25 protein-coding genes are annotated in these 25,100 nt (G+C 73.6%); 13 read left to right on the top strand and 12 right to left on the bottom strand.

Annotation, left to right across the window (positions count from 1 at the left end):
• The first annotated feature begins 131 nt into the window (after positions 1-131).
• From ACZ67M_RS25210 to ACZ67M_RS25200, 3 genes are all read left to right on the top strand, one after another.
• Complete coding sequence (locus tag ACZ67M_RS25210; RefSeq protein ID WP_450730197.1) at positions 132-1,931, top strand: glycoside hydrolase family 15 protein; 1,800 nt, start codon at positions 132-134, stop codon at positions 1,929-1,931.
• 213 nt (positions 1,932-2,144) lie between these two features.
• Positions 2,145-2,900 carry a class I SAM-dependent methyltransferase gene (locus tag ACZ67M_RS25205; RefSeq protein WP_469852829.1) on the top strand — a complete coding sequence of 252 codons (756 nt, stop codon included), beginning with the start codon at positions 2,145-2,147 and terminating at the stop codon, positions 2,898-2,900.
• Positions 2,901-2,955: 55 nt separating this feature from the next.
• Positions 2,956-3,717, top strand: coding sequence for an isocitrate lyase/PEP mutase family protein (locus ACZ67M_RS25200; RefSeq protein ID WP_469852827.1), 762 nt, complete (start codon positions 2,956-2,958; stop codon positions 3,715-3,717).
• Between the two features lie 86 nt (positions 3,718-3,803).
• Here the strand turns inward: ACZ67M_RS25200 and ACZ67M_RS25195 are convergent, their stop codons facing one another.
• The 4 genes from ACZ67M_RS25195 to ACZ67M_RS25180 form a co-directional block, all read right to left on the bottom strand.
• Positions 3,804-4,133: a putative quinol monooxygenase gene (locus ACZ67M_RS25195; protein WP_392015374.1), complete on the bottom strand. Its 330-nt coding sequence runs from the start codon at positions 4,131-4,133 to the stop codon at positions 3,804-3,806.
• A gap of 82 nt (positions 4,134-4,215) precedes the next feature.
• Positions 4,216-5,727: a tripartite tricarboxylate transporter permease gene (locus tag ACZ67M_RS25190; RefSeq protein ID WP_361355912.1), complete on the bottom strand. Its 1,512-nt coding sequence runs from the start codon at positions 5,725-5,727 to the stop codon at positions 4,216-4,218.
• A gap of 1 nt (position 5,728) precedes the next feature.
• Positions 5,729-6,283: a tripartite tricarboxylate transporter TctB family protein gene (locus ACZ67M_RS25185; RefSeq protein ID WP_361355914.1), complete on the bottom strand. Its 555-nt coding sequence runs from the start codon at positions 6,281-6,283 to the stop codon at positions 5,729-5,731.
• On the bottom strand, positions 6,280-7,266 hold the full coding sequence (locus ACZ67M_RS25180) for a Bug family tripartite tricarboxylate transporter substrate binding protein (RefSeq protein ID WP_163016389.1): 987 nt from the start codon (positions 7,264-7,266) through the stop codon (positions 6,280-6,282). The genes ACZ67M_RS25185 and ACZ67M_RS25180 overlap by 4 nt, the downstream gene beginning before the upstream one ends.
• 245 nt (positions 7,267-7,511) lie before the next feature.
• Here ACZ67M_RS25180 and ACZ67M_RS25175 point away from each other — a divergent pair, with 245 nt between their 5' ends.
• Both ACZ67M_RS25175 and ACZ67M_RS25170 read left to right on the top strand, forming a co-directional pair.
• Positions 7,512-9,158 carry a sensor histidine kinase gene (locus ACZ67M_RS25175; protein WP_469853051.1) on the top strand — a complete coding sequence of 549 codons (1,647 nt, stop codon included), beginning with the start codon at positions 7,512-7,514 and terminating at the stop codon, positions 9,156-9,158.
• Positions 9,155-9,931 carry a response regulator gene (locus ACZ67M_RS25170; protein ID WP_469852824.1) on the top strand — a complete coding sequence of 259 codons (777 nt, stop codon included), beginning with the start codon at positions 9,155-9,157 and terminating at the stop codon, positions 9,929-9,931. The genes ACZ67M_RS25175 and ACZ67M_RS25170 overlap by 4 nt, the downstream gene beginning before the upstream one ends.
• Here ACZ67M_RS25170 and ACZ67M_RS25165 read toward each other — a convergent pair.
• Positions 9,894-10,484, bottom strand: a complete 591-nt coding sequence (locus ACZ67M_RS25165) for a TetR/AcrR family transcriptional regulator (RefSeq protein WP_361355920.1) — start codon at positions 10,482-10,484, stop codon at positions 9,894-9,896. The two genes, ACZ67M_RS25170 and ACZ67M_RS25165, sit on opposite strands and share 38 nt — an antisense overlap.
• Positions 10,485-10,660: 176 nt before the next feature.
• On the opposite strand from ACZ67M_RS25165, the gene ACZ67M_RS25160 reads away from it, so the two are divergent.
• Genes ACZ67M_RS25160 through ACZ67M_RS25145 form a run of 4 tightly spaced genes read left to right on the top strand, consistent with a single transcriptional unit; the run spans position 10,661 to position 15,534 of the window.
• A complete protein-coding gene (locus tag ACZ67M_RS25160; RefSeq protein WP_064726584.1) occupies positions 10,661-11,254 on the top strand; it encodes a 2Fe-2S iron-sulfur cluster-binding protein in 594 nt (197 codons plus the stop codon).
• Positions 11,251-12,243: an FAD binding domain-containing protein gene (locus ACZ67M_RS25155; protein ID WP_392015366.1), complete on the top strand. Its 993-nt coding sequence runs from the start codon at positions 11,251-11,253 to the stop codon at positions 12,241-12,243. The genes ACZ67M_RS25160 and ACZ67M_RS25155 overlap by 4 nt, the downstream gene beginning before the upstream one ends.
• A complete protein-coding gene (locus ACZ67M_RS25150; RefSeq protein WP_469852822.1) occupies positions 12,240-14,411 on the top strand; it encodes a xanthine dehydrogenase family protein molybdopterin-binding subunit in 2,172 nt (723 codons plus the stop codon). Before ACZ67M_RS25155 ends, ACZ67M_RS25150 begins: the two co-directional genes overlap by 4 nt.
• Positions 14,404-15,534: an XdhC family protein gene (locus tag ACZ67M_RS25145; protein ID WP_469852820.1), complete on the top strand. Its 1,131-nt coding sequence runs from the start codon at positions 14,404-14,406 to the stop codon at positions 15,532-15,534. The genes ACZ67M_RS25150 and ACZ67M_RS25145 overlap by 8 nt, the downstream gene beginning before the upstream one ends.
• A gap of 56 nt (positions 15,535-15,590) precedes the next feature.
• On the opposite strand, the gene ACZ67M_RS25140 is transcribed toward ACZ67M_RS25145, so the two are convergent.
• Genes ACZ67M_RS25140 through ACZ67M_RS25130 form a run of 3 tightly spaced genes read right to left on the bottom strand, consistent with a single transcriptional unit; the run spans position 15,591 to position 18,207 of the window.
• A complete protein-coding gene (locus ACZ67M_RS25140) occupies positions 15,591-16,385 on the bottom strand; it encodes a polysaccharide deacetylase family protein (protein WP_469852819.1) in 795 nt (264 codons plus the stop codon).
• A gap of 30 nt (positions 16,386-16,415) precedes the next feature.
• On the bottom strand, positions 16,416-17,336 hold the full coding sequence (locus tag ACZ67M_RS25135; protein ID WP_385795048.1) for a DMT family transporter: 921 nt from the start codon (positions 17,334-17,336) through the stop codon (positions 16,416-16,418).
• A 16-nt stretch (positions 17,337-17,352) separates the two neighbouring features.
• Positions 17,353-18,207, bottom strand: a complete 855-nt coding sequence (locus ACZ67M_RS25130; RefSeq protein WP_469852817.1) for an SDR family NAD(P)-dependent oxidoreductase — start codon at positions 18,205-18,207, stop codon at positions 17,353-17,355.
• A 274-nt stretch (positions 18,208-18,481) separates the two neighbouring features.
• Between ACZ67M_RS25130 and ACZ67M_RS25125 the strand changes: the two genes are divergently transcribed.
• Together ACZ67M_RS25125 and ACZ67M_RS25120 are read left to right on the top strand one after the other, a co-directional pair.
• A complete protein-coding gene (locus ACZ67M_RS25125; RefSeq protein ID WP_469853049.1) occupies positions 18,482-19,552 on the top strand; it encodes an MGDG synthase family glycosyltransferase in 1,071 nt (356 codons plus the stop codon).
• Positions 19,553-19,631: 79 nt separating this feature from the next.
• Entirely contained in the window at positions 19,632-20,024 is a 393-nt protein-coding gene (locus ACZ67M_RS25120; protein WP_385795045.1) for a DUF2267 domain-containing protein, read from the top strand.
• A 30-nt stretch (positions 20,025-20,054) separates the two neighbouring features.
• Here ACZ67M_RS25120 and ACZ67M_RS25115 read toward each other — a convergent pair whose 3' ends face one another.
• Entirely contained in the window at positions 20,055-20,453 is a 399-nt protein-coding gene (locus ACZ67M_RS25115) for a DUF5997 family protein (protein WP_361355935.1), read from the bottom strand.
• 58 nt (positions 20,454-20,511) lie between these two features.
• On the opposite strand from ACZ67M_RS25115, the gene ACZ67M_RS25110 reads away from it, so the two are divergent.
• Positions 20,512-21,303, top strand: coding sequence for a LysR substrate-binding domain-containing protein (locus ACZ67M_RS25110; RefSeq protein ID WP_469852815.1), 792 nt, complete (start codon positions 20,512-20,514; stop codon positions 21,301-21,303).
• Positions 21,304-21,348: 45 nt separating this feature from the next.
• On the opposite strand, the gene ACZ67M_RS25105 is transcribed toward ACZ67M_RS25110, so the two are convergent.
• The 3 genes from ACZ67M_RS25105 to ACZ67M_RS25095 form a co-directional block, all read right to left on the bottom strand.
• Positions 21,349-22,089, bottom strand: a complete 741-nt coding sequence (locus ACZ67M_RS25105; RefSeq protein WP_307009906.1) for a DUF4142 domain-containing protein — start codon at positions 22,087-22,089, stop codon at positions 21,349-21,351.
• 63 nt (positions 22,090-22,152) lie between these two features.
• Positions 22,153-22,863, bottom strand: coding sequence for an HAD family hydrolase (locus ACZ67M_RS25100; RefSeq protein ID WP_469852814.1), 711 nt, complete (start codon positions 22,861-22,863; stop codon positions 22,153-22,155).
• 20 nt (positions 22,864-22,883) lie between these two features.
• Complete coding sequence (locus ACZ67M_RS25095; RefSeq protein WP_361355940.1) at positions 22,884-23,360, bottom strand: Lrp/AsnC family transcriptional regulator; 477 nt, start codon at positions 23,358-23,360, stop codon at positions 22,884-22,886.
• A gap of 206 nt (positions 23,361-23,566) precedes the next feature.
• On the opposite strand from ACZ67M_RS25095, the gene ACZ67M_RS25090 reads away from it, so the two are divergent.
• Positions 23,567-25,057: an FUSC family protein gene (locus ACZ67M_RS25090; RefSeq protein ID WP_361355942.1), complete on the top strand. Its 1,491-nt coding sequence runs from the start codon at positions 23,567-23,569 to the stop codon at positions 25,055-25,057.
• Positions 25,058-25,100: the final 43 nt, after the last annotated feature.

Genomic DNA, 25,100 nt, shown 5'->3' with positions numbered 1-25,100 from the left:
CAGCGACACGAAGCGTCGCCGGTGGGGTGCCGGTCCTGGGCGGGGCCGGTCCCAGTGAAGTGGGGGCGTCTTGCGTTCTAGTATGAAATGAGCCGTAACAGCACTTTCCTCCGGCGGAGGAGGGCTTCACCGTGTGTGCCAGGTATCTGCCCGTCTCGGAACACGGGCTGATCGGAGACCTGCGCAGTGCTGCCCTCGTGGGGACGAACGGCACGATCGACTGGTACTGCTGCTCCCGGTTCGACGCTCCCAGTGTGTTCGCCTCGATCCTCGACGCCGAGAAGGGAGGGAGCTTCGAGCTCGCGCCGGACGTGCCGACCCGCACGAAGCAGTTCTACTTCCCGGACACCAATGTGCTCATCACCCGCTTCTTCGCGAATGACGGTGTGGCCGAGATCCAGGACTTCATGCCGATCGTCGACAACTCGCGTGAGGCCGACCGTCATCGGCTGATCCGCAGAGTGGTCTGCGTCCGCGGATCACTGCCCTTCCGGGCCGGCGTCTCACCGCGGTTCGAGTACGCGACCGAGCCGCACACCATCCGCACCGAGCACGGCTGTCCGGTCTTCGAGTCGGCCTCACTCTCCCTCGCGCTGACCTCCAGCGTGCCCGTGGAGCACGACGGCCGGGACGTGTGGTCGCTCTTCAAGCTCCACGAGGGCGAGAGCGCCGTCTTCGCACTCGACCGTGTCGGGGACAGCGTCGCCCCCCGGGTCTGCGCCGTGGCCGAGGCGGAGGAACTGTTCCAGGCCACCGTCCGGTACTGGCGGGGGTGGCTGTCCACGTCGCGCTACCGCGGCCGCTGGCGCGAGATGGTGCACCGCTCCGCACTGACGCTCAAGCTGCTCACCTACGTCCCGACCGGCGCCATGGTGGCGGCACCCACGACGAGCCTGCCCGAGCAGATCGGCGGCGAACGGAACTGGGACTACCGGTACGTCTGGATCCGCGACGCGGCCTTCTGCGTCTATGCCCTCCTGCGGCTCGGTTTCACCGAGGAGGCGCAGGCTTTCATGCGCTTCCTGACCGAGTACGCCCACCCCTCCGACTCCGGAAGCGGACCGTTGCAGATCATGTACGGCGTCGACGGTCGCCGGGACCTGTCCGAGCGTGAGCTGCCCGGTCTCGAGGGCCACCAGGGCTCTTCCCCCGTCCGCGTGGGCAACAGGGCGGTCGGCCAGCTGCAACTGGACATATACGGAGCCCTCGTCGACTCGATCTACCTCTACGACAAGTGGGGAGAGCCGATATCCAGCGCCCACTGGGACACGGTCTGCGGCCTGGTCGACTGGGTCTGCGACAACTGGGACCAGCCGGACGAGGGCATCTGGGAGACCCGCGGCGAACGCAAGAGCTACCTCTACTCGCGACTGATGTGCTGGGTGGCGATCGAGCGGGCGATGCGCCTGGCCCGGCGCCGCGGGCTGCCGGCCGACATCGCGCGCTGGAGCGGCACGCGCGACGCCGTCTACCGCCAGATCATGGACCGCGGCTGGTCGGCCGAACGGAAGGCGTTCCTCCAGCACTACGGCGACAGCGTCCTCGACGCCTCCGTGTTGATGATGCCGCTGGCCAAATTCATCTCCCCCACGGATCCGAAGTGGCTGTCGACGCTGGAGGTACTGGGGGAGGAGCTGGTCGCGGACTCCCTGGTCTACCGGTATGACGCGCAGGCCAGCCCGGACGGGGTGCGGGGCGAGGAGGGAACGTTCTCGATCTGCTCCTTCTGGTACGTCGAGGCACTGAGCCGCGCCGGACGTTTGGAGGAGGCGCAGCTGGCGTTCGAGAAGATGCTCACCTACGCGAACCATCTCGGGCTGTACGCGGAGGAAATCGGCCACACCGGCGAGCAGAACGGCAACTTCCCGCAGGCGTTCACCCATCTCGCCCTGATCAGCGCGGCCTTCAACCTCGACCGGGCGCTGGGCTGAACTGCGCGGCACCGGCGAAGGACCGTCGACACATCCTACAATTCGCATCGGGTTGCAGATGCTCCGCTGTTTGAGCGATCCGCCAAGCATTCGCGAGCCATCTTTTGCAGCGAGCATCGCAGATGCAAGATGGGGACGTTGTTCGGGGCGGGCGGTCATGGCGGTCACCGCCCCGGTCAGGTCCCGGTCCACGAGGCGAGGTCTCCCATGGTCATGCGCACTCACGCCGGCGGCGCCGGTGACGCCGGCTCCGGCCGGGCCCGCTCGCGCCGCCCCGACGCCCGCATCGCCCAGGTCGTCGCGCAGGCTCTCGGCGGCGCCGACACCGTCCTGAACGTCGGGGCGGGCACGGGCTCGTACGAGAACCCCGCGCACGCCATCACCGCGGTCGAGCCGTCCCTGGCCATGCGCGCGCGGCGGCCCGCCCAACTGGCGACGGCGATCGACGCGGTCGCCGAGGACCTGCCCTTCGACGACGGCCGGTTCGACGCCTCCATGGCCCTCTTCAGCGTTCACCAGTGGTCCGACACCGCCGCCGGACTGCGCGAGATGCGCCGTGTGACCCGCGGTCCCGTCGTGATCCTCACCTGCGACCCCACCCTCGTGCGCGACTTCTGGCTCTACGACTACGCGCCCGACGTCCTCGACACCGAGGCCCGCCGCTACCCGCGCCTGGCCGCCCTGACCGAAGCCCTCGGCGGCACCGTGACCGTCGAGCCGGTCCCCATCCCGCTGGACTGCACCGACGGCTTCAACGAGGCGTACTACGGCCGCCCCGAGATGCTCCTCGACCCCGGGGCCCGGCAAGCCTGCTCGGCGTGGAGCTTCATCGACGACCGCGCCCGCCAGGAGTTCGACATCTCCCTGCGCCGTGCCCTGGGCTCCGGCGCCTGGGACGAGGCCTTCGGGCACCTGCGCAGCCGCCCCGCATACCGCGGATCCCTCGTCCTGCTGAGGGCCGCCCACTGACCGCGCGGGACGTGAACCGACTCGCGGTCGTGTGATCCGGGGTAGCGTCCTCGGCATGGACTTTCGAACCACCGTTGAGCGGGCTCAACGCCTCAAGCAACTGCACGCCCAGCAGCAGCCGTTGGTGCTGCCGACCGTCTGGGACGTGTGGTCCGCGCGGACGGCGGCCGGCGCCGGGTTCCCCGCGCTGACGATCGGCAGCCACCCCCTCGCCGACTCCCGGGGGGCCGAGGACCAGGAGGGGCAGACCTTCGAGGAGGTGCTCGCCGCGGTCAGGCCCATCATCGCGGCGGTGGACGTCCCTGTGTCCGTGGACCTGGAGGCCGGGTACGGACAGAAACCCGCGGACCTCATCGCCGGGCTCACCGAGGTCGGCGGCGTCGGCCTCAACCTCGAGGACACCGTCCACTCGGAGGGCGGACGCGTGCGCAGTACACAGGAGCACGCGAGCTACATCGCCGGCCTGCGCGCGGCGGCCGACGACGCGGGGATCCCCGTCTGGGTCAACGGGCGCACCGACCTCTTCCTGCACGCCGAGGACGCGTCCGGCGTCCTCGACGAGGCGATCGAGCGGCTGCGCGCCCTGGAGCAGGCGGGCGCCGACAGTGTCTACCCGGTGCGCATCCAGGACGACGACGACCTGCTCGCGGCGGTGGTGGGCGCGGTCTCCATCCCCGTGAACTCCACGGCCCACCCGGTCAAGCACGACGTCGAGCGCTTCCGTCGCCTCGGTGTCGGCCGGATCACGTACGGTCCGCTGCTGCAATTCGCGATGACCGACGCGATGAAGGACATGCTCGGGCCGTGGAAGCCCTGAAAGGCTGATCGAGCGACGGGCGCCCCCTGGGGAAGGGCGCCCCTAGCTCCGGCGGAGGCCGCCCCGACCGGACGACCGAACGCCCGTCAGTCGCGTTCGACCGCCATCTCACCCAGCAGCGACCAGTCGTCCTGGTCGAGCGACGCGTTCACGATGCGCGGTGTCCGGGCGAGGTAGGCCGGCAGCTGCTCCTGCGCGGCGCGGAAGTGCGCCGACTGGACGTGCGCCGCGCCCGCCTCGTCGTCGCGGAACGCCTCGACCAGGACGTACTCCGCGGGGTCCGCGACGCTGCGGGACCAGTCGAACCAGAGACAGCCGGGTTCCGCCCGGGTGGCCCGGGTGAAGTCGCCGGAGATCTCCGGCCACCGGTCCGCGTGCTCCGGCAGGACCTGGAACTTCGCGGTGATGAAAATCATGGGGCTCTCCTCTGTCGTGCGGATGCGGGTCCTGCCGGACGGAGCAGGACCCGTCTCCGGATCACGGTACGAGGATCCGGGGTCAGACGTCGGCCCGCGTCCGTCCCCGGCCCGCCGGCCGCGCCAGCGGTCGCCTCAGCAGCGGCCAGGCCAGCAGCAGCACGATCACCGCGTACACCGTCACCGCGAACGGCGTGTTGACCAGGCCCGTCACGCTGCCGTCGCTGATCTGCAGGGCGCGGCGCAGCTGCTGCTCGGCGTTCGGGCCGAGGATGACGCCGATCACCGCGGGCAGGACGGGCAGGCCGTAGCGCCGCATGCCGAAGCCCACCAGGCCGATGATCAGCAGGATCACCAGGTCGACGACCTCGCCGCCGACGGCGTACGCGCCGACCGCCGCGAAGAACATGATCCCCGCGTAGAGGTACGGCCGCGGGATCCGCAGCAGCTTGGCCCACACGGGTGCCAGCGGCAGGTTGAGCGCGAGCAGCAGCACCATGCCGACGAAGAGGGACGCGATGAGGCCCCAGACCAGCTCGGGTTCGCGCTCGAAGAGGAGCGGACCGGGCTGGATGCCGTACTGCTGGAAGGCGGCCAGCATGACCGCCGCGACCGCCGTCGTCGGCAGGCCCAGGGTCAGCATGGACACCAGCGTGCCCGCCGCCGAGGCCGACGCCGCGGACTCCGGTCCCGCCACGCCCTCGATGGCGCCCTTGCCCCACTCGTCCTTGTGCTTGGACAGGCGCTTCTCCGTGACGTAGGAGAGGAAGGTGGGTATCTCCGCACCGCCCGCCGGGATCGCGCCGAACGGGAAGCCGATGAAGGGGCCGCGCAGCCACGACTTCCAGGTGCGGCGGACGTCCCCGCGGCCCAGCCAGGGCCGGCCCACCGGGATCGGCTCGGCAGCGCCGCGCCGCAGGTGCGCCGCCACCCACAGCGCCTCGCCGATCGCGAACAGACCGACCGCGACGATCACCACGTCGACGCCGTCGGCGAGTTGCAGCGAACCGAAGGTCAGCCGCTGCTGCCCCGTCATCTGGTCCAGGCCCACCAGGCCGATGGTCAGGCCGATCAGCAGCGAGGCCAGACCTCTGACACGCGAGGAACCCAGCACCGACGTCACGGCGATGAACGCCAGCACCATGATGGCGAAGTAGTCCGGAGCCCCGATGTCCACCGCCAGGTCGGCGACCGCCGGCGCCAGCGCCACCAGCAGGATCGTGCCGATCATGCCGCCCGCGAAGTGGCCGATGGCGGCGGCCGCCAGCGCCTGCGCACCGCGCCCCGCCTTGGCCATGGGGTTGCCCTCCATGGCCGCCACCACCGCGGCGCTCTCGCCGGGGGTGTTCAGCAGGATGGAGGTCGTCGAACCGCCGAACATCGCGCCGTAGTAGATGCCGGCGAACATGATGAACGCCGCGACCGGGTCGAGGCCGTACGTCACCGGCAGCAGCAGCGCCACCGCCATCGCCGGGCCGATGCCGGGCAGGACACCGATCGCCGTGCCGAGCAGCACACCCAGGGCGGCCCACAGGAGGTTGAGCGGGGACAGGGCCGTGCCGAACCCGTCCATGAGGGAGTTGAGGGCGTTCATGTCAGAGCACTCCCATCAGCGGACCGCCGGGCAGCGGCACACCGAGCAGCTTGTCGAAGACGACGTAGGTGAGCAGGGACAGCGCCGCGGCGATCAGCGGGTCGCGGTCCACGCGCCGGCTGCCCAGGGCGAAGGCGGCGCCCCAGAAGAGCAGGGCCCCGGCGACCGGGAAGCCGGCCGGCTCGATGAGCGCGGCGGCGCCCAGGAAGATCCCGGAGAGCAGCAGCACCGTGCGCCAGTCCGCCGGTTCGGACAGGTCGATGTCCTCGCCGCCCTCGGCCTCGCCCCTGCCGCCGCGCAGCACGTCCACGGCGAGCAGCGCGGCGATCACCAGCAGGCCGATGCCGACCACGATCGGCACGGTCTTCGGGCCGACCGGACCGCGCTGGGTGATGTCGACGTCCATGGTGAGCGCGTCGGTCAGGACGAGGACGCCCAGCGCCAGCAGCATGGCGCACACGCCGAGTTCGGAGTGGTCCCGCAGCCAGGAGCGGCGCTCGGGCGCCGGGGCGCCGGCCGCCTCCGGGGCGGGGGTGGAGTCGGTCGGTGTCGTCACAGTCCCAGCTCCTTCAGCACCGACACCACACGCTTGTCCTGGGCTTCCAGGAAGGTGCCGAACTTCTCACCGGTGAGGAACGCGTCGTCCCAGCCGTTCTTGTCCATCGACTCCCGCCACTCGGGCGAGTCGTGCAACTCCTCGACCAGGCGCGTCAGTTTGTTCCGCTCAGCCTCGGAGAGGCCGGGCGGGGCGACGATGCCGCGCCAGTTGGTGAAGTCCACGTCGTAGCCGGACTCCTTCAGCGTCGGCGCGTCCTTGAGGTCGTCCACCCGCTCCGGGCCGGTCACCGCGAGCACCCTCAGCTCGCCCGCCTTGATCTGGTCCAGGTACTCGCCGACGCCGGAGACGCCGAAGCCGACCTTGTTGCCGAGGATCGAGGCGAGCAGCTCGCCGCCGCCGTCGAAGGGGATGTAATTGACCGACTTCGGGGCGATCCCGGCGGCCTGCGCCATCAGCATCGGCGCGAGGTGGTCGGGCCCGCCGGGCGACGAACCACCGCCCACGGGGATCTTGCCCGGGTCCTTCTTCCAGGCGTCGATCAGCTCCCCGATCGTCCGGTACGGCGAGTCCTTGGCGACCACGACGACGTCCTGCTCCTCGGTGAGCCGCGCGATCGGCGTGGTGTCGGCGAGGGTCTTGGGCGCGTGGTTGGAGCGGGCGGCCCCGACGACGCCGAGGCCCATGGACATCGCGAGCTTGCCGTTGCCGTGTTCGCTCACCAGCCGGCTCAGACCCACGGTGCCGCCCGCGCCGGGCAGGTTGAACACCTCGATGTTGTGCGTGAGCCCGGCGTCCTCGGCGTTCTTCGCGGCCGTGCGGGCGGTGATGTCGTAACCGCCGCCGGGCGTGTTGGGAACCATGAAGCGAAGGCCGGGAATCTGCGTGCCGGAGTCGGAGTCGCCGCCGGAGGAGAGCAGCGGCGGTCCCGCGAGCACGAGCACGGCGGCCCCGAGCAGGGCAAGGGGGGTGCGCAGGCGCACGTATGACACCACCTGTCGGTCGGGAAGATCGGTACGGGGAGCCCTGTGGGGAAGGGTGACGTGGGCCACATGGTGCCCGCGCTCCGGCGGCGTGTCTTCCTTGCGGAACCAAGGGAGGTTGTGGTCATTGCGGTCGCCGCTTCATTGCGAAGACGGCACATCTCTTTCCTTCGCCGCAGGTGGGCGCCATGATGGCGACCCGGCACACCCGCCCGCCCCCCCAGTCAGCCGAGATCGAGTCCGCCGTGGCACCCACCTTCCGCCGTCAGACCCTCGCGGGCGAGATGCTGGTTCTCCAGCTCGCCATCGTCGTGGTGGTCCTCTGCGCGGTCGCCGCCGTCTCGCTCGCCCAGTCCCGCGCCACCTTCAACCGCGTCGAGGGCCGCCGGGTCACCGCGCTGGCCGAACAGCTGGCCGCCACACCGCTGGTCCGCAGCCAGCTGCTGCGCCCCGTGCCGCAGGAGGCCCTCGCCCCGCTGGTCAACGCCACACAGACCCAGTCCGGCGTCACCTCCGTCACGATCGCCGACGCCGACGGCGGCGTCGTCAGCTCCACCGACCCCACGCTGATCGGCGGCCGGCTGCCGCGCGTGGAGGGCGCCGCCGCGGGGCGCGGCTGGTCGGGGCCCCTGACCCTGCGGGGCAGCCGTGAACTCGTCGCCCAGGTCCCGGTGCTCGGCGCCACCCGGGACACCCTGGGCCGGCATCTGGGCACCGTGATGGTCGGCGAGGCCGACCCCACGGTGTGGCAGCGGCTGAGCGGCGCCTCCTCCTACCTCCTCGCCTACCTCGGCATCGCCAGCGGCCTCGGCGTGGCCGGCTCCTGGCTGCTGGCCCGGCGCGTCAAACGGCAGACCCTCGGCCTGGAGCCGCGCGAGATCGCGGGGCTCGCCGAGCACCGGGAAGCCATGCTGTACGGCATCGCCGAGGGCGTCGTCGCCCTCGACCCGCAGCACCGGCTCACCCTGGTCAACGAGATGGGCCGGCGCCTGCTCGACCTCCCCGCCGACTGCGTCGGCCAGAGCCTGGACGGCCTCGGCATCGAGGGGCGGCTGCGCGACGTACTGGCCGGGACCGCGCCGGACGCCGCCGAACCCCGCGACGAGGTCGTCGTCCGGCACGGGCGGGTCCTGGTCATGAACCGCATGACCGTCACCAAGGACGGCCGCCCGCTGGGCTCGGTCACCACCCTGCGCGACCGCACCGAACTGGCCCGCCTGGAGCGGGAGATCGGCTCCTTCCGCAGCACCTCCGAGCTGCTGCGCGCCCAGGCCCACGAGTTCGCCAACCAGTTGCACACCATCTCCGGGCTCATCCAGATCGGCGAGCAGGACGAGGTGGTGCGCTACATCCGCGCGCTCAACCAGCGCCGCCAGTCCCTGGACGTCACGCTCAGCCGCCGGGTCCGCGACACCGCCGTCGCCGCGCTGATCACGGCCAAGTCCTCGCTCGCCGCGGAGCGCAGGGTCGCGCTGCGGGTCTCTGACCGCACGGCACTGGACCGGCTCGTCCCGCAGGACGCCGCCGACGTGGCGACCGTCCTCGGCAACCTCGTCGACAACGCCGTGGACGCCGCCGCGGCGGCGGGCGAGGAGCACGACGCCTGGGTCGAGGTCGAGCTGCGGCAGGACGCCGCCAGCGTCGAGATCGCGGTCCGCGACTCCGGGCCCGGAGTGGCTCCCGAACTGGCCCGCGAGGTCTTCTCCCACGGCTTCACCACCAAGGCCGCCCGGCAGGGCGAGCGGGGCATCGGCCTGGCGCTGACCCGGCTCGTCTGCGAACGTCACGGCGGTGAGATCTCGGTGACCAACACCCCCGAGGGGGCCATGTTCACCGCACGCATGACCGTCAGCCACCTCACCGACGCGGTGGCGGAAGGAGCAACGCCATGACGGGTACGAGCGGCACGCCCGACGCGACCGGTACGGCGGGGGCGGGTGCCGCCGGGGGCGCGATCGGCGTGCTCGTGGTGGACGACGACTTCATGGTGGCCCGCGTGCACCGTGCCTTCGTCGAACGCGTCGAACCCTTCCGGGTCGTCGGCGTCGCCGGCACCGGCGAGGAGGCGCTGGCCGCCGTCGCCGAACTCCGCCCCGACCTCGTCCTCCTCGACCTCTACCTGCCGGACGTCTTCGGTCTGGACGTCATCCCGAGGCTGCGCGCCGCCGGGCACGACTGCGACGTCATGGTCATCAGCGCGGCCCGGGAGGCGGACGCGGTGCGCGGCGCGGTCCGCCACGGCGTGGTCGACTACCTGCTCAAGCCGTTCGAGTTCGAGGACCTGCGGGTCCGGCTGGAGCGCTACGCCGTCCAGCGCGGCCGGCTGCTCGGCACGGTGGTGCGCAGCCAGGCCGACGTCGACCGCGTCCTGGCGGGCGCGGCACCCGCCGCCGCGGCACCGGCGCTGCCCAAGGGCATGAGCGTGGAGACCGCCGAGCTGGTCGAACGCACCCTCCGGGAGGCCGACGGCACGCTCTCCGCGAGCGAGTGCGCGGCACTGACCGGCGTCTCCCGGGTCAGCGCCCGCAGCTACCTGGAGCACTTCCACACCGTCGGCACCGCGGAGGTCTCGCTGCGCTACGGCGTGGCGGGCCGCCCCGAGCGCCGCTACCGCTTCCGGGGCGCGGTCACCGGCCTGGCGCTCCCGCCCGCAGCCCGTCCATGACGAGGTCGAGGAGCCGGGTGACCCTCGGCTGCCAGTCCTCGCTGGCGTCGACCTGCCAGAGGCCGCCGATGGCCAGGAAGAAGTCGTCCGCCGTCACACCGGGGCGGATGGTGCCGGCCTCCTCGTTCGCGCGGAGCAGCAGCTCGGTCGCCTCCGTGACCGGGGCGGGCTCCGGTTTCGCGGGGCTGCCGGGCGCGCTGGTGACCAGCCGGATCGCGTCCGCCAGACCGACCTTGGTCAGGGCGAACCGGGCGAGCCGGTCCATCCACTCGCGCAGCGCCCGGTCGGGTTCCCGCGTGGCCAGCAGCTCCCTCGCGGCCTCCGCCACCTGCTGCATCTCGTAGCGGTAGACCTCCAGGACCAGCGCCTCGCGATGCGGGAAGTTGCGGTAGAACGTGCCCTGCCCGACGCCCGCCTTCTTGGCGATCATGCTGAGCGGGGCGTTCGCGCAGCGCGTCAGCTCCTCCGTGGCGACGCGCAGGATGCGCTCGCGGTTGCGCTGCGCGTCGGAGCGCAGGGGCGCGTCCGTCCTGTCCTTCTTCGGCGGCGGCACTCCTCCTCCTTCCGGGTTTCGTGGCCGAATCCCGTTCTTGCTAACCGGACAACTGTCCGTTACGTTTCCAGTGAGCGGACAGTTGTCCGGTTACTTGCCCACTTTAGCGGCGAACGCGGCTTTTCCCGCCACCGGACACCGAAGAAGCTGTCACCACAGACCAGAGAAGGCTGATCATGGCCCCAGCACCCTCGTCTACGACCAGCGCCGTCACTCTGAACATCAACGGCGAGAAGCACCAGCTGACCGTCGACCACCGCACCACCCTGCTCGACGCCCTGCGCGAGCGGCTCGACCTCACCGGCACCAAGAAGGGCTGTGACCAGGGACAGTGCGGAGCCTGCACCGTCCTGGTCGACGGGCGCCGGGCCGTCTCCTGCCTGAATCTCGCCGTCGCCGCCGAGGGACGCGAGATCACCACCATCGAGGGCATGGCCGAGGGCGACCGGCTGCACCCGGTGCAGCAGGCCTTCCTCGACCTCGACGGCTACCAGTGCGGCTACTGCACACCGGGCCAGATCTGCTCGGCGATCGCCGTCATCGAGGAGCACGCGGCGGGCTGGCCCAGCGCCGCCACCGACGACGTACGCCCCGAGGCCGGGCCGCCACCCCTGACACCGGACGAGATCCGCGAACGGATGAGCGGCAACCTGTGCCGCTGCGGCGCCTACGTCTCCATCGTCCAGGCCGTCACGCGCGCCGCCGAGGCCCACGAGGCCGAGGCCCGGGGCACCGACGGCGACCGCGACGCGCAGGAGGCGGCGGCATGAGGGAGTTCGGATACCAGCGCGCCGACGACGTCTCCGGCGCGGTGGCACTGCTCGCCGCCGACCCGGACGCCCGCTTCCTCGGCGGCGGCACCAACCTCGTCGACCTGATGAAGACCGGCGTCGAACGCCCCGCCCGCCTCGTCGACGTCCGCGAACTCCCGCTGGACGGCATCGAACCGACCCCGGACGGCGGCCTGCGCGTCGGCGCCACCGTCACCAACAGCGACCTCGCCGCCCACCCCGCGGTGCGCCGCCGCTACCCCGCGCTGGCCCAGGCGGTCCTGGCCGGCGCCTCCGGCCAGCTGCGCAACATGGCCACCGTCGGCGGCAACCTGCTCCAGCGCACCCGCTGCGGCTACTTCGCCGACCTCAGCCGGCCCTGCAACAAGCGCGCCCCCGGCAGCGGTTGCCCCGCCGTCACGGGCGAGCACCACAACCACGCGATCCTCGGCGCCTCCGACCACTGCGTGGCCACCAACCCGTCCGACATGGGCGTGGCACTCGCGGCCTTCGACGCCGTCGTCACCTACGAGACCCTCGACGGCCCCGGCGAACTGCCGCTCGCCGACTTCTACCTCCCCGTCGGCGACACCCCCGACCGCGAGACCGCCCTGCCGCCCGGAGCGCTGATCACCGGCGTCATCCTGCCGCCCGCCCCGGTCGCCGCCCACTCCCGCTACCGCAAGGTGCGCGAGCGCGCCTCGTACGCCTTCGCCATCGGCTCCGTCGCCGCCGCGCTCGACATCGAGGACGGCGTCGTGCGCGAGGCGCGGCTGGCCTTCGGCGCGGTGGCCTCACGGCCCTGGCGGGCCCACGCGGCCGAGGCCGTGCTGACCGGCGCACCCGCCGACGGCGAGACCTTCGCCGCCGCCGCGGACGCCGAACTCGCGGCCGCCAGGCCGCTGCCCGACAACGGATACAAGGTGACCCTCATGCGCAACCTCGTGGTGGCCGTGCTCACCGAACTCACCGAGGAGGCCGCCCGATGACCACCGCCACGACCGGCGGCCGTACGACGGTCAGGGGTGTCGTCGGCACCTCGCGGACCCGCGTCGAGGGCCGCGAGAAGGTCACCGGAGCGGCCCGCTACGCCGGTGAGATCCCCTTCGCCGACCTCGCGCACGGCTGGCTGGTGCTGTCCACCGTCACCCGTGGCCGCATCCGCGCGGTCGAGACCGAACCCGTGCTCACCATGCCCGGCGTCCTCGCCGTCCTGCACCACGGCAACGCGCCGCGCCTCGAAACCGACTACGTCGGCCTGCTCGGCATCCCGCCGGACCCGACCGCCGCCGTCTTCCAGAACGACCGGGTGCCGCACCGCGGCTGGCCGGTCGCCCTCGTCGTCGCCGAGAACTCCGAGCAGGCCCGCGAGGCCGCCGAGGCCCTGGTCGTCGCCTACGACGAGGAAACCCACGACACCGTGCTCACCGGCGCCCACCCCGAGGCGTACCCGGCCGCCGGGGTGATGCCCGCCGAGACCCTGAAGGGCGACCTCGACGCCGGACTCGGCGCGTCCCCCGTCGTGGTGGACGAGGAGTACACCACCCCCGAAGAGCACCACAGCATGATGGAGCCGCACGCCGCCACGGCCCTGTGGGACGGCGGACGGCTGGAGGTCGTCGACTCCAACCAGGGCACCACCTGGATCCAGGGCGAACTGGCCAAGATGTTCTCCCTGGACGAGTCCGCGGTGCGGGTGCGCTCCGAGCACATCGGCGGCGGCTTCGGCAGCAAGGGCCTGCGCGCCCACCAGGTGTCCGCCGTGATGGCCGCGACCGTCCTGCAACGCCCGGTGCGCGTCGTCATGACCAGGCGTCAGATGTTCACCCTGGCCGGCTACCGCAGCCCCACCGCCCAGCGGGTCAGGCTGGGCGCCGACGCCGACGGGCGGCTGCGCGCCCTGGACCACCGCTCGGTGAGCCAGACGTCCACCGTCTACGAGTTCGTCGAGCCCAGCGCGGGCGTGGCCCGGGTCATGTACGACGCCGAGGCGCACCGCACGGCCAACGAGGTGGTCCGCCTCGACGTGCCGTCCCCGACGTTCATGCGCGCGCCGGGCGAGGCGCCGGGCTCCTTCGCCATCGAGTCGGCGCTCGACGAACTCGCCGAGCGCTGCGGCGTCGACCCGGTCGAACTGCGCCTGCGCAACGAGCCCGAGACCGGCCCCGTCTCCGGCCTGCCCTTCGGCAGCCGCAACCTGGAGGCGTGCTTCCGCGAGGGCGCCCGCCGCTTCGGCTGGGACGGACGCGACCCGCGTACCGGCGTGCGCCGCGACGGGCGCTGGCTGCTGGGCACGGGCACGGCCGCGGCCTCCTTCGGCGCGGGCGCGGCACCCTCCACGGCGCTCCTCACCGCCGAGGCCGACGGCGGTTTCACGGTGCGGATCTCCGCCGCCGACATCGGCACCGGCGCCCGTACCGCGCTCACGATGATCGCCGCCGACGCGCTGGAGGTGGCACCCGACCGGGTCCGCGTCCGGATCGGCGACAGCGACTTCGGACCCGCCATGATCGCGGGCGGCTCGATGGGAACCCGTTCCTGGGCCTGGGCGGTCACGGAGGCGGCCCGCGAACTGCGCGAGCGGCTGGCGCTGGGCACCACCGTCCCGCCGGAGGGCATCACGGTGCGCTCCGACACCACCGCCGCCCTGGGCAGCCTCGCCCAGAAGGAACGGCACTCCTACGGCGCCCAGTTCGCCGAGGTGGCCGTGGACACCGCCACCGGCGAAGTGCGGGTGCGCCGCATGCTCGGCATCTTCGCGGCGGGCCGGATCGTCAACCCGCTCACCGCCCGCAACCAGCTGGTCGGCGGCATGATCTGGGGCGTCTCCATGGCCCTGCACGAGGAGGCGGTACGGGACCGCGCGAGCGGCGGCCTCTACGCACCCGACCTGGCCGGCTACCACGTCGCCACGCACGCCGACATCGGCGACATCGACGCGGACTGGGTGGACGACTCCGACCCGGAGGACCCGGTGGGCATCAAGGGCGTCGGCGAGATCGGCATCGTGGGCGCGGCGGCGGCCGTCGCCAACGCCGTCTGGCACGCGACCGGCGTCCGTCACCGGAACCTGCCGATCCGGCCGGACCGCGTCCTGTCGGCGGCGACCGCGAGCGGGGGAGCGGCCGGCCCGGGCGGAGGAGCGGCGGATGCTTGACATCGCCGCCGAACTGAACCGCTGGCTCGACGAGGGCCGGGAGTTCGCCGTCGCCACGGTGGTCTCCGTGGGCGGCAGCGCACCGCGGGGTCCCGGCGCCGCCCTCGCCGTGGACAGCGAGGGCGCGGCGATCGGCTCGGTCTCCGGCGGCTGTGTGGAGGGCGCGGTGTACGAGCTGTGCGCCGACGCCCTGCGCAGCGGCGAGACCGTGCGGGAACGCTTCGGCTACAGCGACGAGGACGCCTTCGCGGTCGGGCTGACCTGCGGTGGGGTCATCGACATGATGGTCACTCCGGTCGGTGCGGACGCGCCGTCGCGGGAGCTGTTCCGGGCGGCGCTGGCGACTGCCGCCCGGGGCGGGACCGCCGCCCTCGCCCGGGTCGTCCAGGGCCCGTCCGACCTCCTGGGCCGGGCCCTGCTCGTCCACCCCGACGGCACGCACGAGGGCGGTCTGGGGGGTCACCCGGACCTGGACCGCACGGCGGCGGCCGAGGCCCGTGCCCTGCTGGACAACGGCCGCACCGGCACAATAGGGCTCTCGGAGGACGGCACGCACTGCCCCGGCGGGCTCACCCTGCTCGTCGAGTCCAGCGTGCCGCCGCCGCGCATGATCGTCTTCGGGGCGATCGACTTCGCAGCGGCGCTCGTGCGGGCGGGGAAGTTCCTCGGATACCACGTCACCGTCTGCGACGCCCGGCCCGTCTTCGCCACGCAGGCGCGCTTCCCCGGGGCCGACGAGGTCGTCGTCGACTGGCCGCACCGCTACCTGCGGAGCACCTCCACCGACGCGCGGACCGTGCTGTGCGTGCTCACCCACGACGCCAAGTTCGACGTGCCCCTGCTGACCGAGGCACTGCGGATGCCGGTCGCGTTCGTCGGCGCGATGGGCTCGCGCCGCACTCACCGGGACCGGGACCGGCGCCTGCGCGAGGCCGGCCTGACCGAGCACGAGCTGTCCCGGCTCCGCTCACCGATCGGCCTGGACCTCGGCGCACGCACACCCGAGGAGACCGCGCTGTCCATCGCGGCGGAGATCGTCGCCGCCCGGCGCGGCGGTACGGGCGAACCCCTGACGGGCGGAGCGACCCCGATCCACCGGGACCTGACGGAGACGGCCGCCTGAGCCGAGCGGGCCGTCGCACATGCCGGCCGGTGCCCGGGGCGGTGACGTCCCCGACGTCACGGCACGGGCGCCGGTACCGGCCCGCGCCGCCCGGCCCCGGTGCCGGTGGCGGCGTCCGCACCGGGGATCCCGTGCTCGCTCAGCGGCCCCACCTCCAGCCCCGTCGCGCGGCAGTCCCGCACGAGGTCGGGCAGGGCGCCGAGCGCGGCCCGCCAGCTGCCCGGGGCGGAGGCGTGGTCGGTGTCGTGGAGGAGGATCGTGCCGCCCCCGCCCAGGTCCGCCGCGACGGTCGCCCGCACCGACGCGGGTGTGGCGTCCGACCGCCAGTCCTTGCCCCAGGCGGTCCACAGCACCGGCCGCAGTCCGGCCCCGCGGGCGGCGGCCCAGCGCCCCGAGCTGAGGATGCCGTACGGCGGGCGGTACCAGAACGGCGCCCGTCCCGCGGCCTCGCCCACCACACGGGCGGCCCGCAGCAGGTCGCGCGCGTCCCGCACCGGCGACGGCAGCCAGGGACGGTCGTGGGCCCAGCCGTGGACCGCGAGTTCGTGCCCGCGCCGGGCCAGCTCCCGGGCCGTCGCCGGGTGGCGTACGACGTTCTCGCCGAGCAGGAAGAACGTGGCGCGCACCCCGAGTCCGTCCAGCGCGTCGAGGAAGCGCGGCGTGGTCACCGGGTCGGGGCCGTCGTCGAAGGTGAGGGCGACGTGACCGGGGCGGCCCCACCCCGCCAGGCCCGGGAACCGGCGCCGGCGCAGCTCCGGCAGCCAGGTCACGGCCGGACCGATGTGGGCCAGCGCGACGGCCATGGGCGCCACGGCGCAGACCGCCCGCCCGGTGTGAAACCCCTGACGCATCCCCGGTGCCTCCCGTCCGCTCGGCCCGACTCATGCCCCCCGGCGTCCCCCTTGCCCCGGCTCGGGCCCGTCCCGCGCGGCCGGCGCCGTGTCCCACGCCCCGTGGACCGACGGCGCCCGCGCCAGTCCGACACTGCCGAGGCCGATCAGCGCCACGCCGATCAGCTCGGGCAGTACCCGCACGCCGAGCACGATCTCCTCACCGAACAGACCCCATCCGAGGGCGACGCTGGTCAGCGCGTCACCGAGGGTCAGGGCCGGTTGCGACGCGGCCAGCGTCCCCGCCCGCAGGGCGCTCTGCAACAGCAGGAAGCTGACCACACCGACCGCCGCGGTGGCGTACGGCGGCCACTGGGACAGCACCGCGCCCACCCCCTGGGGCAGCCGCCCCGTGACCTCCTTCAGCAGCGCCGCCGTACCGCCGAACCCCACCGCGGCCGCCGATCCGAACAGCGCGGCGCGGGGCGCCCCCCGCACCAGGCTGCCCGCCGAGGCGAGCGCCGTCACCAGGACGCACAGCGCCAGCCCGGCCCAGCCCCACCGGCCCTCGACGGCGGTGTCCTCACCGGCCGAGGGCGCCGCCGCGCCCAGGAACAGCGCGAGGCCCACGGCCAGGGCCACGAAGGCCACCCAGGTCCGCGCGTCGGGACGCCGGTGGAAGACCACGCTGCCGACCATCAGGGTGAACAGCAGCTCGCTGGCCATCAGTGGCTGGACGACGGCCAGACTGCCCACCGCCAGCGCGGCCGCTTGCAGGACCGTCGTCACCGCCAGCAGCGCCGCGCCCGCCACCCAGTACCGGTCGCGCACCAGCCGCAGCAGTGAGCGCACCATCGTGTGCCGGGCGCCCGCCCGCTCCTCGTCCTGTGCCGCGGCCCGCCGCTGCAAGACCGACGCCGCAGCGTTGGCCAGCGCCGCGAACAGGGCCAGGACGACGGTGAGGGCACTCACCGCCGCGCGTTCCCGCTCATCCGAACCGCGCCGCCAGACGCCGGTACAGCCCCGGGGCGGCGCCCCGGACCCGGCACGGCAGCCGCAGCCAGGCGGGCACGTACACCTCGTCCCGGCCCCGCCGCACCGCGTCGCGCACCGCGTCGGCCACCCGCTCGGGGGGTACGGGGCGCGGCCTGGAGCGCCGGTAGGGAGCCCCGCGCCGCTCGAAGAAGGGCGTGTCCACGACCCCGGGCACCACATGGGTGACGCCCACGCCGGTGCCCCGCAACTCGTAGCGCAGCGCGTCGGCGAAGGCGCCGATCGCGGCCTTGGCGGCGGAGTACACGGCCTCGTCGCGGACCGCCACGCTGCCGGCCAGCGAGCCGATGAGCACCACCCGGCCCGAGCCCGCGGCCACCATCCCCGGCAGCACCAGCCGCACCAGCCGCAGCGTGGCCAGCACGTTGATGTCGAGCACGTCGTCGACCGTGTGCGGGGGCATGTCCAGGAACTCCCCGGCCCAGCCCACCCCGGCACCCGCCACCAGCAGGTCCACGTGACCCACCGTGGCCAGGGCGAAGTCGGTCAGCTGCCGGTCGGCACCGGGCAGGGTGAGGTCCGCGGCGAAGGCGGTGGCCGACGCGTCGTCGGCGACCTCCCGCAGCCGCACCGGGTCGCGCCCGGTGAGCACCAGCCGCCAGCCGTCCTCGTCCGCCAGCCGGCGGGCCACGGCCGCGCCGATGCCGGAGGACGCCCCGGTCACCAGCGCCGTCCGGGTCCGCGTGTCCTGGCCGCCCGCGGGCTGCCGCCGGGTGCTCGCACGGTCCGCGTCGGGGGCGACGGCCCGAGGTCCGGGAGCGGACCGGGGACGGGAGAACGCATGGACCATGGGGGACCACCTTGGCTCGGGGCGGACACCGGAGGCGTGCGACCGGGCGGTCGGGCTCCGGCGGCCGGCCGGACGGGCGGTCACGGAGTATCCCTGTCAGCCCGCCCGAAACGCACCCATGTGCGGTGGTTTGGAACATGCCGGGTGGGCAACTTGGTCCGCCGTGCATCCTCGCAGTTCATCGGCCGGCCCCCCGACGGACTCCCCGGCGCCCCGGCCGGCGGCACCGCCCACCGCGCGGGAGGGCAGCCGGCTGCTGGTGGTCAGCGCGAGCATGGGCGCCGGCCACGACACCATCGCCGCCGAACTGGTCCGCCGTGCTCGCGAGCGCGGCGGGGACGCCCTGGTCGTCGACGTCCTCGCGCTCCTGCCCTACGGCCTCGGCGGCGCCCTGCGGCGCTTCTACCGCGGGTCGGTACGCCACTTCCCCTGGCTGTACGCCGTGATCCACCGCCTCTTCCTGCGCCCCGGCGCGGGACGCCGCCCCGGCGGCACGCCCCTGGCCCGGCTGGCCGGCGGCAGGCTGCGCGAGCTGGCCGAGCGGTCCGGCGCGGACGTGGTCGTCCCCGTGTTCCACCTCGGCGCCCAGCTGACCGGACACCTGCGGGCCCGCGGTCTGCTGCCGGTGCCCAGCGTCGTCCTCGTGATCGACTTCGCCGTCCACCGGCAGTGGCTGCACCCCGGTAACGACCACTGCCTGTGTCTCACCGAGGAAGCGGCACACGAGGCGCGCGAGAGCACGGGCGGCCCCGCGGGGACCTGCGGCCCCGTGGTGGCCCCGGAGTTCTTCGCCGAGGCCCCCGGCGCCGCCGGATGGCGGGCGCTGTTCGAACGGCTCGGTCCCGGGCGGCCCCCCGTCGTGGTGTCCGCCGGCGCCTGGGGCGTCGGCTCCCACCTGGACGGCACCGTCCGGTTCCTCGCGGACCACGGCTTCCTGCCGGTCGTGCTCTGCGGCGGCAACCAGCGGCTGCGCCGCACCCTGTCCGGCGCCCCGGGCGTCGTCGCCCTGGGCTGGGTGACCGACATGCCCGGTCTGCTGCACGCCGCCGACCTCCTGATCGACAACGCGGCCGGCCAGACGGCCGTACAGGCGCTCGCCGCCGGACTGCCGGTCGTGGGGTACCGCCCGATACCGGGCCACGGCGCGGACGGTGTCCGGCGGATGGCCGCGCTGGGCGTGTCGGAGGTCGCCGGGGACGACGCCGCCCTGCTCGGCGCGGTACGCCGGCTCACCGCTCCGGGCCCGGCCCGCCGCGAGCGGATCGCCGCCGGACGGGCGCTGTTCACCGACGACGCCCTGACCCGGGTGACCGACCTCGCCGCCGCCGTGCGCGCCCGCGGCTGAGCACGGCCGCGCGCTGGTTTCCCCTCGCGGGCCGTGGGCACCCGGCCCCGAGCCGGAAGCGGCACAGGGAGGCGAGGACGTGCGGCTGGACGAATTCCTGACCCGGGTCCGCGACCTCGGCGAGTACCACAGCGACGACGAGGCCGAGCAGGTCAGCAGGGCCGTCCTCTGGGTGATCGCGTCCCGCGTCGATACCGGGGAGGCGGCCGCGCTCGCCGCCGACCTGCCCGCGCCCCTGGACGACGTGCTGCGCCCCGAGCGGGGGCGGCCCGAGTCCTTCGGACGCGACGAGTTCCTGCGGCGGGTGGCCCAGCAGACCGGCGCACGGCCGCGCACCGCGGAGTGGGACGCGGGCGCCGTGCTCGCCGCCCTGGCCGAAGCGGTGCCCCGCGAACGCGTCGACCGGCTCCTGGCCCAACTGCCCGCCGACTGCGCCGACCTCCTGGGCGGCCCGGGCGGGGCACCGCGTTGAGCCCCCGCGAGCCCGGGGCCCGGCGTCAGGTCAGTCGCGGTCCGCGCGCTCGGCCCGCTCGGCGTGCAGCTTCTTCACCCGGGCCGCCTCCTTGCGGACGTCGGCCTGGACGGCCTGCTCCCGCTCCAGCCACTCCGGGCGTTCCTGCTTCAGCGTCTCGATCTGCTCCGTGGTGAGCGGCTCCGCCACTCCGCCCCGGTGCAGGCCCGCGATGGACACCCCGAGCTTGGCCGCCACCACCGGCCGCGGGTGCGGGCCGTCGCGCCGCAGGTCACGCAGCCACGCCGGCGGTTCGGTCTGGAGCGCGTTCAGCTCGGCGCGCGTGACGACGCCCTCCCGGAACTGAGCGGGTGTGGCTTCGAGGTACACACCCAGCTTCTTCGCCGCGGTCGCGGGCTTCATGGACTGGGTGTTCTGGTGCGACGTCATGCCGTCCAGGGTATCGAGCATGTGAGCGGCCCCCGACCACGCCCGGTAACCTGGCCGGGTGACAGGCTCGGAAGATCGCCCCTCGTTCAGGCTCGCGTACGTCCCGGGGGTGACGCCCGACAAATGGGCGCGCATCTGGCACGAGCGGCTGCCGGACGTCCCGCTGTCCCTGACCCAGGTCCCCGCGGCCGGCGCCGACGGCGTCCTGCTGGACGGTGACGCCGACGCCGGACTGGTGCGGCTGCCCGTCGACCGGACCCGCCTCAGCGCCATCCCCCTCTACACCGAGACCACGGTCGTGGTGATCCCCAAGGACCACGTCGTCACCGCGGCCGACGAGGTGACCGCCGAGGACCTCGCCGACGAGATCGTGCTGCACCCGCTGGACGACGTCCTCGGGTGGGAGGAGCGGCCGCCGGGCCGGCCCGCGCTCGAGCGTCCGGCCACCACCGCGGACGCCGTCGAGCTGGTGGCGGCCGGGATCGGCGTGCTGCTGATGCCCCTGTCGCTGGCCCGGCTGCACCACCGCAAGGACCTCACGTACCGGACGGTCACCGACGCCCCCCAGTCGGGCGTCGCGCTGTCCTGGCCGGAGGACGCGCACACGGACCGCGTCGAGGACCTCATCGGCATCGTCCGCGGCCGGACGGTCAACAGCACCCGGGGCCGGCGGCCCGACCCGGCCCCCGCCGCACGGAAGCCGGCGGCCGGGAGGCAGCAGACCGGGAAGCAGCAGACCGGGAAGCAGCAGTCCGGCAAGCAGCAGACCGGCGGAGCCCGGCGCGGGGGCGGCACCCCGCGCAAGAAGAGCGGCAGCGGCGGCGGGCGCGGCAAGCCCCGCCGGCGCTGACCCGCCGAAGCTCCGACCCGCCGAACCTCCGGGCCCCCGAGCGCGTCAGCGGACCGTCGGACTCGGCGTCGGCGCCGAGGTGTTGACGTCAAGACCGGGCGGCTGGGTGAGGGACAGCACCGGCTCACCCGGCTGCGGCGCGGGCGGTGTCAGCTGCACCTTGGGCAGGCTCGGCGGCGCCGTCTGCTGGAAGTTGACCTGGTCGAAGTTGACCAGCCCGGTCTTCTCCAGCACGGTGATGTGGTCCAGGACGGTGTCGTTGGCCTGATCCGCCAGCTGCCGCACCAGGGAGTTCTTGGTGTTGGCGCGGATCTTGGCGATGGCCGGGAAGATCTGGCCGTGCGTGATGCGCATGATGTTCACCGCGGTGGTGTCGAACTGCTTGCCCGTGGTCCCGTCCACGGTCGACACGAACTGCTGCTGCTGCGGGGACGCCAGGTTGGGCAGGGTGATGCCCAGCTCGGGCGCGATCTTGCGGCAGGTCGCGTCGAGCCGGGAGTGCCCGACGACCAGGTGCTCCCCGGCCTCCTTCATCTCCGGTGTCGTCCCCCGCTCGATCGCCATCAGCCCCAGCGGGTGCTCCCACAGCCCCGCGGCACGCACCTTGACCACGAAGTCCCGGTCCTGCTCGGTGAGCGGCCCGTACCGCGTGTTGGTGATGATCCTGGCCTGGTCACTGCCCGTGTTCTGCACCCCGAGCATGGTCGGGTAGGCGAGGGCGGTGAGGGTGAGGACCAGGGCACCGGCCACGAAGGCCGTCCCTGCCGTGGTGCGCGTGATGCGCATCGTGCCTCCTGGGGCGAAAACAGGCTCGGACACCAGGAGGTACGGACACGGACCCTGCTCTGATCACCGCTCCGGGCAAAAACTTGTCCGCGTCGGTCCCGCGAGCCAGTCGTACGCCGCCCGAGCGGTGAACGCGTCCTGGCCCCCGCGCACCAGCAGTCCGGCGGTGGCGAACTCGGGCGCGTCCGCCTGCGCCGCGACGTACGGCACCGCGATGCAGCGCATTCCCGCCGCGTGCGCCGCGGCGGCCCCGGGAGCTGCGTCCTCCAGGACCACACAGTCGGCCGGGTCCGCGCCGATCCTGCGGGCGGCCTCCAGGAAGACGTCGGGGGCCGGTTTGCCCCGTGCCACCTCGTCGGCCGAGACGACGGTGCGCAACTGCGCGTCCAGGCCGGTGCGGGCCAGGATCGCCCCGATGGCCTCGGGCGACGACCCGGAGGCGACCGCCAGCGGGACGCCCTCGGCGGCCAGCCACTCGACCAGCCTCCGCATCTCCGGGTACGCGCGGGCCGAGGTGCGGGCCAGCTCCAGGTAGTGGCGGTTCTTGACGGCGAGCAGCTCTTCCACGGGTGCCGTCAGCGCGTACCGCCGCTTCCAGTCGGCGACCGTCTCCTGTGTGCTGATGCCCACGTACGTCTCGTGGTCGGCCCAGGTGAAGTCCGGGACGCCGTACTCGGCGAGGGTCAGACGGCCCGCTTCGTAGTAGTTCGGCTCGCTGTCCACGAGCGTTCCGTCGAGATCGAAGATGACCGAGATGCCGCCGAGAGTGCTCATGCGCTCCAGGATGCCAAGGATCACTTCCGGGCCGAGCGCCCGATCGACTCCACCAGCGGCAGCAGCCGGTGCGTGACGCGCTCGCGGAGCACCACCTCGCTGCGGGTGCGGACCACCCCGGGCAGGCTGATCAGCTTCTGGACCACGTCCTCCAGGTGCGCGTTGTCGCGGGCCACGACCCGGGTCAGCAGGTCCCCGCCGCCGGTGATGGAGAAGGCCTCCACGATCTCGGGCACGGCCGCCAGCGCCTCGCCCACCTCGTCGAGGTGGCCCTGGGTGACCTCGATGTGCACGAAGGCGAGCACCGGGTGGCCCAGCGCGGCGGGGGAGAGGGACGGCGCCGTACCGGTGATCACACCGTCGCGTTCCAGCCGGTCGAGCCGGGCCTGCAATGTGCCGCGGGCGATGCCGAGGAGCCGGGCGTACTCGCGCACGCTGGTGCCCGGCTGTTCGAGGAGCAGCCGCAGGATGCGGGTGTCGAGCGCGTCGACGGCCATGACGGGCCGGGTCCTCCTTCGTCGGCCATTGGCTCTCGGGTGGCCGGGGGAATGCCACGGAGACTGTACCAATGGCTCAGTTCGGAAGCGCCCGGTTGAGCCAGTGGTGGCAGGGATGCTCCTATAGGAGGGTCGATGGCGCTGCGGATCCCGCGGCGCCTTTTTCATGCCAGTACGTACGGGCCGGTGCGAGGGGGCGGTAAGCAGTGCTGAAGAAGGTGTTCACGAGCCCGGATCCGGGGCGGGCGCGGCTGCGGTTCGCCGCGCGCGCGGTCCTCGGCATCGGGGCGGCCGTCGTCGTGTGCGGGCTGGCCGGCGTCTCACTGGTGGGCGCCGTCATCGGCGGGCTCGCCGCGCTGCTGGCGCTGTTCACCGTCACCGACGCGACCGTCCGCGGACAGGCCGTCACCACCGCGCTGCTGCCGTTGGCCGGACTGCCCGTGCTCGCCGCCGCGGCGGCTCTGCACGACTTCCCCGTGGCCCGCGACCTCACCTTCCTCGCCGTCGTCGGCGCGGGCGTCTACGCCCGGCGCTGGGGCCCGCGCGGGCACAGCCTCGGCGTGTTCGCGTTCATGACCTTCTTCATCGCCCAGTTCCTGCGGGCGACCACGGACCGGCTGCCGGAGATGTTCACCGCCGTCCTGCTCTCCGTGGCGACCGCCGCGGCGGTCCGCTTCGGCGTGTGGTGCTACGAGCGCGGCCGGCCCGCGCCCGCCGCCCCCGCGCCGCCCGGCGGCACCGGACTCGCCCGGATCACCACCCGCCAGGCCGTCCAGGCCACCGCGGGAGCGGGCTTCGCGCTGGTCGTGGGCCAGCTGGTGTCGGGCGAACGCTGGTACTGGGCGGTCGGCGCCGCCTGGTGGGTGTTCGTCAACACCACCTCGCGCGGCGAGACCGTGGTCCGCGGCTTCCGCCGGGTCCTCGGCACCGTGGTCGGCATCGGCCTGGGCTTCCTGGTGGCCTTCCCGCTGGCCGGCTCCGTGGTGCCCACCGCCGTACTCGCCGCCGCATGCGTCTTCGGGATCTTCTACACCGCGGCCGTCTCCTACACCTGGATGATGCTCTGCGTGACCCTCCTCGCCGAGCTGCTCTACGGACTCCTGGGCGTCCTCAGCCCCGGCCTGCTCGCCCTGCGGATCGCCGAGACCGGCGTCGGCGCGCTCGGCGCCGTGCTCGCCGTGCTCTTCCTCCTGCCGGTCACCACCCACGCCGTCACCGACGCCTGGATCCAGCGCGCCCTGCGCTGCGTGCACGCCTGCACCGCCGAGGCCGCCGCGCGGCTCGCCGGAACCGAGGGCGCCGACCCCGCGCCGCGCGTGGCCGAACTGGAGCAGCTGCTCGGCCGGGTCCGGCTGTCGGTCGCCCCGCTCGTGCACCCGCTGAACCCGATGTCCGGCCGCAAACAGCGCGCCCGGCGCGTCCTCGACCTGCTCGACGACTGCGCCCGGGAGATCCGCGGCCTGGTCGCCGTCGCCGCCGACCCGGAGGCCTCGCACGACGCCCGGCTGGCCGCCGCCTGCTGGCGGGTCGAGACCGCCGTGGAGGCGCTCACCGGCGGGGGCGACGTGCCCGCCCACGCGGCCGGCCCCCGCGCCGTGGAACCGGCGCTGGCGCACCTCCACGACCTGGAGCGCGCCCTCGCCGAACTCGCCGCGCCCCTGCGCGCCCCCTCCGGGTCCCCGCTGGTCGGCGCCTGAGGCGTCGGGCGCCGCACCACTCGTTTGGTCTAGACCGCATGTG

This window comes from Streptomyces sp. NPDC107500 (genome assembly GCF_055582785.1).
Note: the sequence above shows the minus strand (reverse complement) of the source record. Positions and strands in the feature narration are given on the sequence as shown.

Excerpts from the sequence above, each read along its gene's own strand:
- ACZ67M_RS25205 (WP_469852829.1), top strand. The coding sequence starts at position 2,145 with ATGCGCACTCACGCCGGCGGCGCCGGTGACGCCGGCTCCGGCCGGGCC.
- ACZ67M_RS25200 (WP_469852827.1), top strand. The coding sequence starts at position 2,956 with ATGGACTTTCGAACCACCGTTGAGCGGGCTCAACGCCTCAAGCAACTG.
- ACZ67M_RS25195 (WP_392015374.1), bottom strand. The coding sequence starts at position 4,133 with ATGATTTTCATCACCGCGAAGTTCCAGGTCCTGCCGGAGCACGCGGAC.
- ACZ67M_RS25190 (WP_361355912.1), bottom strand. The coding sequence starts at position 5,727 with ATGAACGCCCTCAACTCCCTCATGGACGGGTTCGGCACGGCCCTGTCC.
- ACZ67M_RS25170 (WP_469852824.1), top strand. The coding sequence starts at position 9,155 with ATGACGGGTACGAGCGGCACGCCCGACGCGACCGGTACGGCGGGGGCG.
- ACZ67M_RS25160 (WP_064726584.1), top strand. The coding sequence starts at position 10,661 with ATGGCCCCAGCACCCTCGTCTACGACCAGCGCCGTCACTCTGAACATC.
- ACZ67M_RS25155 (WP_392015366.1), top strand. The coding sequence starts at position 11,251 with ATGAGGGAGTTCGGATACCAGCGCGCCGACGACGTCTCCGGCGCGGTG.
- ACZ67M_RS25150 (WP_469852822.1), top strand. The coding sequence starts at position 12,240 with ATGACCACCGCCACGACCGGCGGCCGTACGACGGTCAGGGGTGTCGTC.
- ACZ67M_RS25145 (WP_469852820.1), top strand. The coding sequence starts at position 14,404 with ATGCTTGACATCGCCGCCGAACTGAACCGCTGGCTCGACGAGGGCCGG.
- ACZ67M_RS25140 (WP_469852819.1), bottom strand. The coding sequence starts at position 16,385 with ATGCGTCAGGGGTTTCACACCGGGCGGGCGGTCTGCGCCGTGGCGCCC.
- ACZ67M_RS25130 (WP_469852817.1), bottom strand. The coding sequence starts at position 18,207 with ATGGTCCATGCGTTCTCCCGTCCCCGGTCCGCTCCCGGACCTCGGGCC.
- ACZ67M_RS25125 (WP_469853049.1), top strand. The coding sequence starts at position 18,482 with ATGGGCGCCGGCCACGACACCATCGCCGCCGAACTGGTCCGCCGTGCT.
- ACZ67M_RS25115 (WP_361355935.1), bottom strand. The coding sequence starts at position 20,453 with ATGACGTCGCACCAGAACACCCAGTCCATGAAGCCCGCGACCGCGGCG.
- ACZ67M_RS25105 (WP_307009906.1), bottom strand. The coding sequence starts at position 22,089 with ATGCGCATCACGCGCACCACGGCAGGGACGGCCTTCGTGGCCGGTGCC.
- ACZ67M_RS25100 (WP_469852814.1), bottom strand. The coding sequence starts at position 22,863 with ATGAGCACTCTCGGCGGCATCTCGGTCATCTTCGATCTCGACGGAACG.
- ACZ67M_RS25095 (WP_361355940.1), bottom strand. The coding sequence starts at position 23,360 with ATGGCCGTCGACGCGCTCGACACCCGCATCCTGCGGCTGCTCCTCGAA.